12 protein-coding genes are annotated in these 13,071 nt (G+C 69.1%); 4 read left to right on the top strand and 8 right to left on the bottom strand.

Annotated features, from left to right (window positions below; translation table 11 throughout):
• Positions 1-16: 16 nt before the first annotated feature.
• Both ACLJOO_RS08075 and ACLJOO_RS08070 read right to left on the bottom strand, forming a co-directional pair.
• Positions 17-529 carry an AAA family ATPase gene (locus ACLJOO_RS08075; protein ID WP_131283438.1) on the bottom strand — a complete coding sequence of 171 codons (513 nt, stop codon included), beginning with the start codon at positions 527-529 and terminating at the stop codon, positions 17-19.
• An 82-nt stretch (positions 530-611) separates the two neighbouring features.
• Positions 612-1,211, bottom strand: a complete 600-nt coding sequence (locus tag ACLJOO_RS08070; RefSeq protein WP_410786206.1) for a TetR/AcrR family transcriptional regulator — start codon at positions 1,209-1,211, stop codon at positions 612-614.
• A 79-nt stretch (positions 1,212-1,290) separates the two neighbouring features.
• Between ACLJOO_RS08070 and ACLJOO_RS08065 the strand changes: the two genes are divergently transcribed.
• The 3 genes from ACLJOO_RS08065 to ACLJOO_RS08055 all read left to right on the top strand — a co-directional run bounded on the left by ACLJOO_RS08065 (position 1,291) and on the right by ACLJOO_RS08055 (position 3,254).
• A complete protein-coding gene (locus ACLJOO_RS08065; RefSeq protein ID WP_410786205.1) occupies positions 1,291-1,839 on the top strand; it encodes a 2TM domain-containing protein in 549 nt (182 codons plus the stop codon).
• Between the two features lie 118 nt (positions 1,840-1,957).
• On the top strand, positions 1,958-2,599 hold the full coding sequence (locus tag ACLJOO_RS08060) for a Pr6Pr family membrane protein (protein ID WP_410786204.1): 642 nt from the start codon (positions 1,958-1,960) through the stop codon (positions 2,597-2,599).
• Between the two features lie 4 nt (positions 2,600-2,603).
• Complete coding sequence (locus ACLJOO_RS08055; protein WP_410786203.1) at positions 2,604-3,254, top strand: hypothetical protein; 651 nt, start codon at positions 2,604-2,606, stop codon at positions 3,252-3,254.
• Between the two features lie 129 nt (positions 3,255-3,383).
• On the opposite strand, the gene ACLJOO_RS08050 is transcribed toward ACLJOO_RS08055, so the two are convergent.
• The gene (locus ACLJOO_RS08050; RefSeq protein ID WP_410786202.1) at positions 3,384-4,010 is read right to left on the bottom strand and encodes a transglycosylase family protein; all 627 of its coding nucleotides are present in this window, start codon (positions 4,008-4,010) and stop codon (positions 3,384-3,386) included.
• Positions 4,011-4,444: 434 nt separating this feature from the next.
• Between ACLJOO_RS08050 and ACLJOO_RS08045 the strand changes: the two genes are divergently transcribed.
• On the top strand, positions 4,445-5,044 hold the full coding sequence (locus tag ACLJOO_RS08045; RefSeq protein WP_410786201.1) for a response regulator transcription factor: 600 nt from the start codon (positions 4,445-4,447) through the stop codon (positions 5,042-5,044).
• Here the strand turns inward: ACLJOO_RS08045 and ACLJOO_RS08040 are convergent.
• The 5 genes from ACLJOO_RS08040 to lanKC form a co-directional block, all read right to left on the bottom strand.
• A complete protein-coding gene (locus ACLJOO_RS08040) occupies positions 5,023-6,708 on the bottom strand; it encodes an ABC transporter ATP-binding protein (protein WP_410786200.1) in 1,686 nt (561 codons plus the stop codon). The two genes, ACLJOO_RS08045 and ACLJOO_RS08040, sit on opposite strands and share 22 nt — an antisense overlap.
• Positions 6,705-8,339 carry an ABC transporter ATP-binding protein gene (locus ACLJOO_RS08035; RefSeq protein ID WP_410786199.1) on the bottom strand — a complete coding sequence of 545 codons (1,635 nt, stop codon included), beginning with the start codon at positions 8,337-8,339 and terminating at the stop codon, positions 6,705-6,707. The genes ACLJOO_RS08040 and ACLJOO_RS08035 overlap by 4 nt, the downstream gene beginning before the upstream one ends.
• Before the next feature lie 14 nt (positions 8,340-8,353).
• Complete coding sequence (locus ACLJOO_RS08030) at positions 8,354-10,198, bottom strand: prolyl oligopeptidase family serine peptidase (protein WP_410786198.1); 1,845 nt, start codon at positions 10,196-10,198, stop codon at positions 8,354-8,356.
• Positions 10,199-10,317: 119 nt separating this feature from the next.
• Positions 10,318-10,455 (bottom strand): SapB/AmfS family lanthipeptide, encoded by a 138-nt coding sequence (locus ACLJOO_RS08025; protein WP_130387812.1) that lies wholly within the window; start codon positions 10,453-10,455, stop codon positions 10,318-10,320.
• Positions 10,456-10,459: 4 nt separating this feature from the next.
• On the bottom strand, positions 10,460-13,015 hold the full coding sequence (gene lanKC / locus ACLJOO_RS08020; protein WP_410786196.1) for a class III lanthionine synthetase LanKC: 2,556 nt from the start codon (positions 13,013-13,015) through the stop codon (positions 10,460-10,462).
• Between the last annotated feature and the right edge of the window lie 56 nt (positions 13,016-13,071).

Raw genomic sequence — 13,071 nt, 5'->3', positions numbered from 1 at the left:
GGTAGCGACTACCGCATCAGTCGAAGCGCGCCTCGTCGAGACGTCCGAGGATCGCGTCCACGGTCTCGCCGACCGACAGATCGGAGTTGTCCAGCCACAACCCGCGCCGCGGGCTGAACGCGTGCAGTTCGTAGTCGAGCTCGTCGACCAGATGATGCGCGCCGCCGAGCCGGGTCGAGATGACCTCGGGGCGCGGCGTCAGGACGACGAGGTACCGCGGCCGGGTCTGGATGCCGTCCAGGAATTCGCGCAGCAATTCACCGATCACCACGTCCTGCAGGACCACTGTGAACCCGGCGTTCGCGTATTCGTCGGCGGCCTTACAGGCCAGCCGGTAACGCAGTTGCAATTGGCGTTGCGCCTCGAGCACATCGTCGGCCATCGAGGCCTGACCGCTGACGATCATTCGCCGGAAAACGTCCCCCCGAAGATGCACGCCGTACTGGAATCTCTCGGCGAGCATTTGGGACACCGACGACTTCCCCGCCGCCATGATTCCACTGACGACGATCACCCCCTCGGACTCCATGCGGTGATCGTGCCACGTGCCGCGACGTTTTAGTCCGGTCTCGGCGATTCTTCTCCGAAAACCCAGGTTTGTAAGGGGTTACCTAGACCATCAGAGTCTCGAGATGGTGCCGCAGTACTTGCCGGAGGCGGGTCGGGGTGGTGCGTTCCGGCTGGATCGCGGCGTGCAGGGCGAGGCCGTCGATCAGGGCATGCAGACGTTCGGCCTCGCGGCGCAGATCGAGACCGTCTTTGAGAGCTCCGTCGTTGGCGAGGACGTTCAGCAGCGACTCGCACAGCCGGCGGAGTCCGTCGTGCACGGTGTCGACGTGTTCGTGCAGGCTGCCGGCGCCGGTCTCGGCCTGGGCCTGGGCCATGAACGCGATCCAGACGTCGAACTCCGCGCGCCGCTCGGCGTCCAGTGGGAGCGCCTCCTCGAGGTACCGCAGCGCGATCGTGGTCGCGGTGCCCTTCGGCTCGATCGCGCTGATCCGCTCGGTCACCCGGCGCGACACCAGATCCATCGCGAAGCTGAGCAGCCCGTCCTGGTCCGGGAAGTAGTAGCGGACCGCGCCCGCGGACCAGCCCGCCTCGGCGGCGATGGTGCGCACCGACGCCGCCCGGATCCCGTCCCGGCGGACCACCCGCCAGAGCGCCTCGGCGATCTCCTCGCGACGGGCGGTGTGGTCGACGATCTTCGGCATGTGGTCCTTTTTAGCACAGCTGTGTTAGGCTCGTTTTACAACACAGTCGTACTGAAAACTTTCTCGGGAGGGGACCGCTGTGCTGATCGCTGTGATCGCCGCGTGTGAGATCGGATTCTGGGTCCTGCTCGCCGCCGGCCTGGTGACGCGCTACCTGCTGCGGCAGCCGAAGGCCGGTCTCGTGCTGCTGGCCGGCGTACCGCTGGTCGATGTCGTGATGCTGGTCGCGAGCGTCCTGGACATCCAGCGGGGAGCGGAGCCGTCGTTCAAGCACTCGCTGGCAGCGATCTTCATCGGCGTCAGCGTCGGGTTCGGGCATCAGACGCTGAAGTGGGCCGACCAGTGGGCCGCGCACTTCATGGGCGGCGCGCCGCGTCCGGTGAAGCCGCCGAAGAAGGGCCCGGAGCGCGCCCGCCGCGAACGCGCCGGCTGGTTCCGGCATCTGCTCGCGTACGGCGTCGGCGTCGGCATCATGATCGGCCTCGGCCTGCTCTCCGGTCGCGGGTACGACGCAGTGCTCGCCCCGGCCGGCACCTGGACGCTCGTGCTCGCGATCGACGCCGTCATCTCCTTCAGCTACTCCTTCGACCGCAGCACCCCCACCCCTCGCGAGAAGGAGCCCGTCTGACGAACTCCACTTTGAGCCCCCACCAACCGTTTCGCGGGCCGGAGAATGGTTGGTAGGGGCTCAAAGTCGGGTTGCTGACCTCCCGGGATCACGGGGCTGCGCGTCGTAGATTTCGGGCATGACAGTGGTTGGGCGGGTCTGGGCTGCGGTGACCGCGGCGGTCGTGGTGTGCGGGATCGTCATCCAGTTGCTGGTGACGGCGAACGGGCACGAGGGGTTCTTCCCGGACAACCCGGAGCGGGTGTTCAACGTGTTCGCGTTCTTCACGATCCAGTCGAACCTGCTGCTCGGCGGGACCGCGCTGCTGCTGGCGGCGCAGCCGGATCGCCCGCGGAGCCGGCTGTTCGACACGCTGCGGCTGAACGGCGTGCTCTGTATCGCGGTGACCGGCATCGTCTACCACGCCGTACTGGCCGGGACGGACGACCTGCATGGCTGGGCCTCGGTCGCGAACCTGCTGCTGCACACCGCCGCGCCGGTGGTCGGCGTCCTGGGGTGGCTGCTCTTCGGGCCGCGCAGCCGGACCGACTGGGGCATCGTCGGGTGGTCGATCGTGTACCCGGTGCTGTGGCTCGTGTTCACGCTGGTCCGCGGCGCGTTCGTCGGCTTCTACCCGTACCCGTTCGTGAACGTCGACGAGCACGGGTACGGACGGGTGCTACTGAACTGTCTGCTGGTGGCGGTACTGTTCCTGGCTCTGGCGGCGGGGGCGACCACCCTCGACGGCAGGCTGCGCCGGAAGACAACCGTCGAAAGGTAGACCCGTGCTGGTGACCTCGCGCTCGTACGCCGAGTACGAAGCGATGTTCGACCTGAAGGAACTCCCCGACTCCGTGCTCGACTGCTGCGCGGGTGGCTCCGGCTTCACCGCCGAGGCCGCGGCCCGTGGCGTGGACGCGATCGCCGCCGATCCGGCGTACGAGCTGGATCATCCCGAACTCGTCGACAGCGTCCGGCGCAGCCTGCCGGCGACGTCGGGGATCATCGGCGAGCACGAGGGAAGTTTCGTCTGGCACTGGTACGGGTCGCCGGAGCGGAAGGATCAGTACCGGATCGAGGCGGCCGACCGGTTCCTGCAGGATGTCGCGGCCGCGCCGGAGCGGTACGTCGCCGCGGGGCTGCCGGATCTGCCGTTCGGCGATCGGCGGTTCGAGTTGGTGCTGTGCTCGCACCTGCTGTTCACGTGGGCCGACAAGTACGACCGGGGCTGGCACGAGGCCGCGTTGCGTGAGCTGATCCGGGTCAGCAACGCCGAGGTGCGGATCTTCCCGCTGGTGCTGCAAGGAGCCGGCGAGCCGATCCCTTGGCTGCCGGAACTGCTGGAGTCGCTCGAGGGCGTGACCTACGAGATCCGCAAGGTGCCCTACGAGTTCCAGGTCGGCGCCGACGAGATGCTGGTCATCACTCGGGCCTGATGGTGCTTCCCGCTCATCGCGCTTACGGATGAGTTGCGCACTAACCCGTCACGATGAGCGGGAAGCGATCCAGGGGTGCCGGGCAGGTGGCGGGAGGACGGTCTACCACCGACCCGCCCGGCCGCCGGGTCAGCGGAGGTACTTGCCGCAGACCGGCCACGGGGAGGCGCCGCGCTGCGCGTAGAGCTTCTTCGCGCGCATCAGCTGCTCGGCCGCGGAGGCCTTCGCCGGGTTGCCGGAACCGCCGACGCTGCGCCAGGTCTGCAGGTCGAACTGGAACAGCCCGTAGTAGCCGGCCGGGTTCACCGCGCGCGGGTTGCCGCTGGACTCGCAGTTCGCGACCTTGGCCCAGGCGCCGCTCAGGTTGGCCTTGCCGCTCTTCGTCGACGGGCGGTCCTCGGACCGGCTGGTCCGGGCCTTGCGCTCGGTCTTCTCGGACTTCTTCGCCTCGGACTTCTTGGTGACCTTCTTCGGCGCTGTGGTGGCGGCCTTCTTCACGCCGTCCAGCGAGAGGGTCTGCCCGATCAGAATGAGATTGGGGTCCTTCAGGTTGTTGATCCGGGCCAGTTCGTGCCAGTCGGCGCCGTTGGCCTGGGCGATCTCGGAGAGGGTGTCACCGGCCTTGACCTGGTAGTCGGTCGCGAACGCCGCACCGGCGCCGGCTGCGGTGATGCCGGCTCCCAGACCGGCGATGGAGAGGGTTCGAGCCACCCGGCGGGTACTTCGCCGGGTGCGCGCATGTCGGGCCTTGGACATCTGAAAAGCGCTCCTTGTGAGCTTGGGCATGGTGGGACGCACCAGGCCCCCCGTGCAGGGGGAGGGGCACTCGGACAGGTCACAGGACGGCGTCCGAACGGTCACGCCCCGGTAACGGCGCGACCTGAGTCATCCTGTGCGAGGTTCGGCGGAAACGCAACCCCAGATTCGGATCTGCCCCGAACTTTTTCCATGGTCTGACATTCCGAAACCCCAACAACAGAACGGTTTCCGGGCTCGACACGCCGATAGCCACAGGGATGGAACCGATCGGTTTACCACCGCCCGGAACGGGCTTTCGGGAGCACTTCGACGGGGTGTTCCCGTGTCGTCCGGAGAGTTCGCTCGTTGATCGAGACACGGGTGCCGCCGCCTGGCGATCGGGGGCGCGGCAGCCGGCGGATGAGGCGACGGATGTGATGGGGGCAGAAGCGGTGATCCGAGTGGCTCTCGGCCATCGCGGCACGTTGGTGCGTGGTGCACTGGCCGCGGTGCTGGCAAGGGAGAACGACCTGGACGTGGTGGCCGAGCTGGACCGCTCGGAGGACGTCCTCCAGGTGGCCGGGCGGCGTCCGGACGTGTTCCTGCTCGACCCGCACTTGCCCGGCCGGCTCCGGATCGAGGAGCTCTGCCGCAAACTCGCCGGGCGCGGTGTGCTGGTGCTGATCGACCACGAGGCGATCGCGGCGACCAGCCTGGCGCTGGTGAAGCAGGCGCCGCGGATCGGGTTGATCGCGACCGATGCGACCACGGACCTCCTCGTGCAGGCGGTGCGCGATGTGGCGAAGGGGCTGCCCGTGGTCGACGTACGGCTGGCTGTGGCGGCGTTGAAGGCCGGTGACAACCCGCTGACCGATCGTGAGTGCGAGGTACTGCGGCACGTCACTACCGGCGCGACGGCGCAGGAGGTCGCCCGCACCCTCAGCCTCAGTGCGGGCACGGTGCGGAACTACCTGTCCCGGATCCTCGCCAAGACCGGATCCCGCAGCCGGATCGAGGCGATCCGGAAGGCTCAGGACGCCGGCTGGATCTGAGTCGCGGGCGTCCAACTGCCGTGCAGGTCGCGGTACATGCGGGACGTGCGCATCAGCCTGGTGTGGCTGCCGAGGGCGGCCTGGCTGCCGTCGAGGACAAGGATCCGCTTGGCGCGCAGGGCCGAGCTGATCCGGTGCGCGATCACGATCAGCGTGCCGGGGCGCTTGGCGAAGGCTTCCTCGGCCTGGCGTTCGGCCTCGGGGTCGAGGAAGCAGGTCGCTTCGTCGAGTACGACGAGCGGAGCGGGGGACAGGTACGCGCGCACCAGTGCGATCAGCTGCTTCTCGCCGGCGGAGAGTGCGTTCGGCCGGAGGTCGGCGTGCAGGCCGCCGATGCGTTCGACGAGCTGGTCGGCGCCAACGGTTTTGACGGCGAGCTCGAGCTGGTGATCTGTTGCTTCGGGCAACAAATACGTGAGGTTGTCGCGCACGGTCCCGCTGAAGACGTAGGCCTCCTGCGGGATCAGCACGCGCGTCTCGGCGAGCCGCTCCGTGGTCACGTCCGTCGGCGGTGCACCACCGACCAGCACCCGCCCACCAGTCGGTGTCAGCATTCCGCAGACCAGGCCGGCCAGCGTCGACTTGCCGATGCCGCTGGGGCCGACGACGGCGAGGTGTTCGCCTTCGGGGATCGTCAGCTCGAGGTTGTCGAGTACCGGCTCGGCTTTGGGGCCGTACGCGAACGTCAGCCCGCGCAGCCGGACCTGGTAGCCGTTCAGCTCGTCGACCGGTCGCGGTTCTTCGGTCGGTGCCGAGGTGTCGAGGATCCGGCCGAGCGTGATCACGTACCGCAGGCCGCTGTCGCCCAGAGCGTTCATCACCGTGTTCAGCGCCGGTTGCAAGCCGATCAGGACATAGGTGAGCCCGCCGAGGAGCGTGCCCGTGCTGACTCCACGCCCCACCAGCCACGGCCCGGTCGCGAGCAGGATCAGCAGCGGCAGCCATCCGCCGACCGCGAAACACAACGTCCGCAGCGCCGACACCTTCGCCAGCGCGCGCTCCGCCGCTGCGTGCGCCTCGATCGGCTGGCCGGCCAGCCACTCGGCGTACTCCTCGGTCCCGGACGCGGAGATGTCGCGCACCCCGCTGAACACCATGCCGGCCGACGACGCGAGTTCCTCGTCTGCGGTCAGCGATGCGCGCACCCGGTCCGCCGCCATCCCGAGGACCGCGAGCGACAGCACGAACCCCAGCAAGAACGGCGGTACGACAAACGCGGCGACGAGCGGGGCGAGTGACAACAACCCGGTCAGTACGCCGAATAGCGTGACCGCGAAACTGCGCAGTACGAGGACCAGCCCCGCGAACGTGTCGCGGACGATCTCCACCTGCCGGTTCAGCCGCGCAACCGCCCCGTCGTCCCCGGACCGGAGCGTGCCGCCGACAACCCGGCGTACCAGATCGTCCCGCAACGGCTCGACCAGCTCACCGAGCCGCCCGTACACCTGCCGCGCGCCGGCCGCCCCTAGGCCAGCCGTCGCGACGAGCCCGCCCAGCCAGGCGATTCCTTGCCACGCATGCCCGTCGAGAAAGCTGTCCGTCGCCCGCGCCACCGCGATCCCGTACACCGCCGTCGGCAGGATCTCCGGAACCGACCACCCGATCAACTTGACCGTGGCCCGCTTCCGCAACGCGGCAGCGCCGTACGACAGCTCTCGCCTCATCCGAACACGGCTCGGTACGACGTGTTGTGCCAGAGGTCGGCGTGGGGGGCGATGGCTTGGACCTGACCGTGGTCGAGCCAGATGACCAGGTCTGCGCGCGCCGCCGTGGCTGGGCGGTGGGTGACGATCAGGCGGGTGCGGTGGTGCCGGTCCTCGGTGAGGGTGCGGCTGATCTGGCGTTCGGTCGCGGTGTCCAGGCTCGATGTCGCGTCGTCGAGGACCAGCAGGCGACCGGCCGACCAGGCGCGGGCCAGACCGAGGCGTTGCCGTTCGCCGCCGGACATCGGTGCCTTGCGCAACGAAGTGAAGTACCCGTCGGGCAGGCGGCTGACGAAGTCGTGGGCGTGCGTGGCGCGGGCAGCGGCGAGGGTCCGGATCGGGCTGACCGCGTGCGGGTCGAGCGCCTCGCCGACCGTGCGGCCGACCAGCTGCGGGCGCTCGAACGCGCACCCGACCGCGCTGCGCAGCGCGCGCCGGCTGACGGCCTGCAGCGGTACGCCGTCCAGCGAGACCTGGCCGGTCGACGGATCCCGCAGCCGCGCGGCAACCGCCGCGAAGACCGACTTGCCGGCGCCGCTCGGGCCGACGACCGCGATCGTGATTCCACCCGGAAGATCGAGATTCACGTTGTCCAGCAGGACGTTCCCGTCCGCGACCACACTGACCCCGTCGAACGTCAGCTGCCCGGTACCGGCCGGCAGCGTCAAGGTGCCGTGCGCGACGGGCTCGACCGCGATCACCTCGGCAGACCGCTGGACGCCGGCCTTGGCGCGGGCGAGCTCGCCGAGGACACCGGTCAGGTTGCCGAGCCCGGCGCCGAGTACGGCGTACTGCGAGGCGGCGAACAGCTCGCCCGCGGTGATGTTGCCGGCCACGAGCTGCAGTCCGCCGACGGCCAGGACTGCGACCAGGACGAGCGGGCCGACGACCGCGGCCTGTGCGCCGGAGCGAGCCAGGATCCGCCAGGTTACGACGCCGTTGCGGTGCAGTTCGGGGAGGAGGCCGAGGATGCGGCGCTCCTCGCGTTCCGTCGTACCGGCGGCCGTGATCGTGCGGATGCCGGTGAGCGACTCGGACAGCAGGGCGGCGATGCGGCCCTGGGCTTCTTGGTAGGCGAGGCTGACGTCGGCCGTCCGCTTGGCGAAGGTCCAGAGGACGAGGACCACGAGCAGGACGCCGCCGAAGAACGCGGCGGCCAGCCAGGGGTCGATCACTGCCAGCAGGACGAGGCTGCCGAGCGGGGGCGCGATGGCGGCGATCGCGGTCACCGCAGCCGGTCCGGCCTGAGCGGCGTCGGTGGCGTTGGCCGAGACGCGGGTGACGAGGTCGCCGGTCTCGAAGTCGCGCGTACCGCCGGGGCCGCCGCGGACGACGTGCCGGACCAGTCGATGGCGCAGCCAGGCCGTGGTCTCGGCGACACAGGCCGCGCCGGCGAACGCGTCGACGATGCTCGCCGCGATGCCGAGCCCGATGAGCGCGGCAGCGACGACCAGCCAGCGCGTGTAGCCGGTGCCGGCCACGATCGAGTCGACCGAACGGCCGAGGATGGTCGGGAGCGCGAGCGTGACGGCGCTGCCGATGAGCGCGTTGACCCCGATCAACGGCAACCAGCCCCGACCGTGCTTGGCCACCTGATTGAAGGTGATCATTGGCCCAGGCCCGTCTCGTTGGCGAGGAAGGCGAGCATGTCGGCGGCGAGGTTGATGCCGCCGGTCGTATGTCCGGCGTCCGGCTCGAACCTCAGGAGCACCGGCCGACTGCTCGCCGTCGCGTGCTGCAGCGCCGCGCACAGCTTCCTCGCGTGCAGCGGGTCCACGCGAGTGTCGTTCCCGAACGCCGTCAGCAGCACGGCCGGGTACTTCACGCCGTCGGCGACGCGGTGGTACGGCGAGTAGCTCGCCAGAGTCTTGAAGTCGTCCGGGTTCTTGACCGAGCCGTACTCCGCGGTCCAGCGTTCGCCGAGACCTGAGAGCTCGTAGCGGATCATGTCCGTCAGCGGCGCCGAGCAGACCGCGGCCGCGAACAGCTCCGGGCGTTGGGTGAGTGCGGCCGCGGTGAGCAGACCGCCGTTCGACTCGCCGCAGATGGCGAGCTGGTCGGCGGTGGTCCAGCCGTCGGCGATCAGGTGCTCGGCGGCGGCGATGAAGTCGTCGACGGTGTCCTGCTTGGTGTGGCGGGTGCCCGCTGCGCCGTCGCCGCGGAGGGTCGCGGTGACAAAGGAGCCACCCGCTTCGACCCAGGCCAGCGCGAAGGCGGAGTACGTCGGGGTGAGCGACTGCCCGAACCCGCCGTACCCGTAGAGAATCGTTGGACGCGGTCCGGGCTGGCCGATCACCCGCAACTCGACATCGGAGTTGGTGGTCAGCTGGTGTGTTTCAAGGTCCTGGGATTTGGTTGGCTGGGTCGTTTGCCCTGTGCTCGCGTCGTGGGAGCAGACCGTCGGCGGCGTGACGCTGTCTGTGTAACTGAACCACGCGCGATTACCGTGCGCGGTGAGCGATCCGACGGACCCGTGGCCCGGGAGCTCGAGGGTCCGGAGCCGTCGGCCGGTTGGCCGGTCGTGGATGGTGATCTCGGTTGCGGTGCTCACCAGGACGACGTCGTCGAGTACGGCGAGGCCGGTCAGCGGCGCGTTCGGCTGGATGTAGTCGTGCCAGACGCTCGGCTCGGTCGGGTCGCCGACGCAGATCCGGCCGGTGGGCGCGTCCTGCGTGGTGACGACGTACAAACGGCCGTCCGGACCGACCGACATGATCGTGGTCGCGTCCTGCGGGAGGTGCTGCGGCGGCGCGTCCGTCGTCAGGTCGGCGAGCCACACGTCGGTCGTCGTACAGATCGCGAGCCAACGACCGTCCGCGCTGATCTCCAGTCCGTACGACGCCTCGCCGGCGAGGATCGTGGCGTCGTCGGGGTCGCCCAGGCGGTGGCGGCGTACCTGACGGAAGCGCACGTAGTAGAAGGTGTCGCCGTCCGGGAGCCAAGCCACGGGGGAGTAGCGGCAGCCGTCGATCGGGCCGTCGATCAGCTCGCCCGTCAGCACGTCGAGGACGTGGAGCGACGAGCGCTCGTCGCCGCCGCGGGAGAGTTGGTATGCCAGCTTGGTGCCGTCCGGAGAGGGCTGCCAGGCGTCGAGCGTGGTCAGACCGCTCGGATCGAGTTGCTTCGGGTCGATGAGCGGTGTCTCGTCGACGTACAGCACGGCGTACTGCCGGCCGGTCTCGCGGCGCAAGGTGAAGCAGCGATCGCCACGCCACACGGGCGTGGACACGCTGCTGACGTCGGACAACTGCCGGACGCGGTTCTTCCAGCGGAACCGGCCGGGCAGTGACGCGGCGTACGTCAGCCACAGGTCGTCCTGGTCCCGCAGCCAGTGCTCGGACGCCGAAGCGTTCTCGAGCCAGCGGTACGGGTCCGCGACGGTACAACCGTGCACCTGCTCCACGAGCGTCAGACGCTCGGCGCATGGATAAGCCTGCACGGAGTCGATCACCTCACTCTCTCTCCCAACAACACAACGAGCCCGCGGGCTCGGAGCTACCCGGAGACAGGTCGGCCCTGGGTAGGCCTACGCCCACCCAGGGCCTCACTACCTGACATACAGGTGCCGTATCAGTGGCAGAGCAGCAGGCTCAGGTTGCTCGGGGTCTGCGAAGCGCAGCCCAGCACGGTCAGCGTGGAGCCGCCGTGGTGGTGGCCGCCGTGGCCGTAACCCGGGGTCTCCAGACCCTGAAGGTCGAGAAGTGCCATGTTTTTACACCTCCTTCGGTGCAGATCGTCGGGATGAAGACTCGGACCACTGGGGAGGTCCGAGGAACGGGAGGGACACCGGCGCGTCGTGCAGCGCCGTACCCAGAGCCAGCAGGACGCCGGCCGATCCGGTGGCCAGGTCCATCGAGAGACGGAGCAGCTGGTTGCCCGGGTACGCGAGGCCGCCCTCGAACGGCATCGCGTGCCAACCCAGGCCGTGCACCAGGTCATCGACCTGATCGTCGAGGGCGGCGGCGGTGAGGAGAATGCCGGCGCGACCCATGAAGAGCCCGGGCTGGACGTAATAGGAGCAGTGCGTGACCCGCTTGAGCTCTTGCAGCGTGACGGCGAGCTCTTCGGACGGGCGGTGGCGCAGGTAGCGCTCGAGGACGAGGGCGACGCCGGCCGAGCCCTCTTCGAGGTACGGCAGCGTTCGCCAGCCCTGGTTGACCTGGCGCATCCCGTCCTCGGTGAGCACGGTGCGCTTGAGGTCCTGCCGGATCGCGATCTCCGCAAGGTCGAGCAGACCGGTGTCTCCGAGCTGCTCGAACGCGTTGAGGAACAGCAACGCCGGCCCGGAGGCGCCGTACATCAGACCGGCGCGGGCATGCTGACCACCGCTGATCTCCGGTACGTCTTGGTCGAGGCGGTCTGCTACCAGGTCGAGGACCCGGACCGCCTTCGCGCGGAGCATCGGCTCGGTGTCGAAGTGCAGGAGGTTCAGGCCGATGCCGGCCAGGCCGGAGTGCAGCCCGAGCTCGCGGGAGCTCCAGTCGTCGGCGAGAGTGCGTTCGACCAGGTCCAGTGCGTCCTGCCGGTGGCCGAGTTCGTCGAGGACGTGGGCGACACCGTGCAGACCGTCGTACAGACCGGGGCCGGTCGCCGTGTTGAGGGCTTGCTTGCGCAGCCAGTCGTCATACTCCGGGAAGCGTCCGGCGCCGGTCTTGGCGAGCGCATAGAGGACGCCGGCCGCGCCGGTGGCGAGGTTGATGCCGCCGCCGTCGCGGAACTGCGCGATGTCGCCGGGGAACAGGCGGTCGGTGCGTTCCGGGGTCGCTGCGGCGACGATCGACTTGGTGAGCGCCGCGCGTACGTCGGTCCACTCGGCCTTGCCGGGCAGCGCCAGGTCTTCGAGCTCATTGGCGGTGTTGGCGCCGACGATCGTCCGGACCGCCTCGTCGAGCGCGGCCCGTGGCACCGGGAAGGTGTCGGCGATCATGTCGGCGAGCTGGAACGCCTTGCCGGGATGGAGATTCAGCAAGATCGTTGCCTGCGGCGCATAAACGCCGAGCGCGATACAGGCGAGCGCGTACCGGTCGACGTCGACACCTTGCCGGTCCTGCGGAGCGGCGTACCCAGGATGGGCGAGCGTCGAGCGGGCGTGGTCCTCGGCCCGGGTCGCGACCTCGAAGTCGATCAGCGTCAGCTTGCCGTTCACGTCGAGCAGCAGGTTGTCCGGGTGCAGGTCGCAGAACACCACACCGCGCTCGTGCAACTGGCTGACGGCCTCGCCGACCTTGGCGATCATCGCGGTCGCCCATTCGGCGTACGCCGCCTTGTCGGCCTCGGATGCATCCGGATGCGTCAGCGGATAACGCCGTACCAGCTCGCGCTGCAGCGACACCGAGTCGATGTGCTCCTGCACGAGGAAGTGATGGTCACCCAGTTGCAGGTAGTCGTGCGTCTTCGGTACGGCGTCCAGGCCGTCCAGCTGCTCGAGGATGTCGCGCTCGTGGGCGATCCGCGCGACCGCGTCCCGCCCGGCCATGTCGAGACCCGCGTGCGGGCGGCCCTCCTTGAGTACGACGCGGTCGCCGGTCTCGTTGTGGTGGCCGAGGTACACGCCGCCGCCGTTGGAGAACTGGATGACGCCGTCGATCGTGTACGCGAGGTCGTTGGTGGTGACCGCGTTGCGTGCGTCGAGGTGCGGCCGCAGGAAGTCCGGGAGCTGGACCCAGGGCGGCAGGACGAAGGTCGGGCCGCGGTGGTCCGGGACGAGATTGCCCTGCGCGTCCTCGATCGCCAGGACGCGTTCGCCGGTCGGAGAGAGGCAGTGCCTGCTGACGAAGGCGCCGTACCGGACGAACAGCGGACCTTCGGCGTAGCGCAGATCGCTCAGGATATAAGGGCCTTCGACACCTTGGAGGACTTCGTCGAGCTCCTTGAGCAGGAGCTTGAGCTGCGTGTCGTCGGTCGGGTAGATCGTCACCAGCTTGCCGCTCGACCCGCGGGGAGCAGCCTTCGAGTTCGTCATCACGAGGACGGCCTCGTTGCGCAGGAACTTGAACGCGATGCCGCGCGGGACGCAGTACTCCCACACGGCCTCGAGGGTCCGCTCGACATCCTGGAGGCGGGCCGAGACGTGGATCTTCCAGCCCTGCTGGGGAAGCCGGAGACCGTCCGGCGCGTAGTGCATCCACTGCTCACCGGGTACGTGCTGCCACCCGCTCGGCACGGGCCGCTGGGTGATCGCGAAGTCCGGATGCTGCGCACCACGGTTGGCCGGCGTCTCGTAGAACCGCCGATCCGCAAGGCAGTAGAACTCGTAACTCTCATGCATGACTGTCCGACCCCCCTTTCGTGGCCCCGCCACATCTTGGGCGCCTCGACCGGGGT

Origin of the sequence: Kribbella sp. C-35 (assembly GCF_046549195.1) — a bacterium.
Lineage (GTDB): Bacteria > Actinomycetota > Actinomycetes > Propionibacteriales > Kribbellaceae > Kribbella.
Note: the sequence above shows the minus strand (reverse complement) of the source record. Positions and strands in the feature narration are given on the sequence as shown.

Coding starts and splice junctions, on each gene's coding strand:
- ACLJOO_RS08075 (WP_131283438.1), bottom strand. CDS start 529: ATGGAGTCCGAGGGGGTGATCGTCGTCAGTGGAATCATGGCGGCGGGG.
- lanKC (WP_410786196.1), bottom strand. CDS start 13,015: ATGCATGAGAGTTACGAGTTCTACTGCCTTGCGGATCGGCGGTTCTAC.
- ACLJOO_RS08070 (WP_410786206.1), bottom strand. CDS start 1,211: ATGCCGAAGATCGTCGACCACACCGCCCGTCGCGAGGAGATCGCCGAG.
- ACLJOO_RS08050 (WP_410786202.1), bottom strand. CDS start 4,010: ATGTCCAAGGCCCGACATGCGCGCACCCGGCGAAGTACCCGCCGGGTG.
- ACLJOO_RS08060 (WP_410786204.1), top strand. CDS start 1,958: ATGACAGTGGTTGGGCGGGTCTGGGCTGCGGTGACCGCGGCGGTCGTG.
- ACLJOO_RS08025 (WP_130387812.1), bottom strand. CDS start 10,455: ATGGCACTTCTCGACCTTCAGGGTCTGGAGACCCCGGGTTACGGCCAC.
- ACLJOO_RS08040 (WP_410786200.1), bottom strand. CDS start 6,708: ATGAGGCGAGAGCTGTCGTACGGCGCTGCCGCGTTGCGGAAGCGGGCC.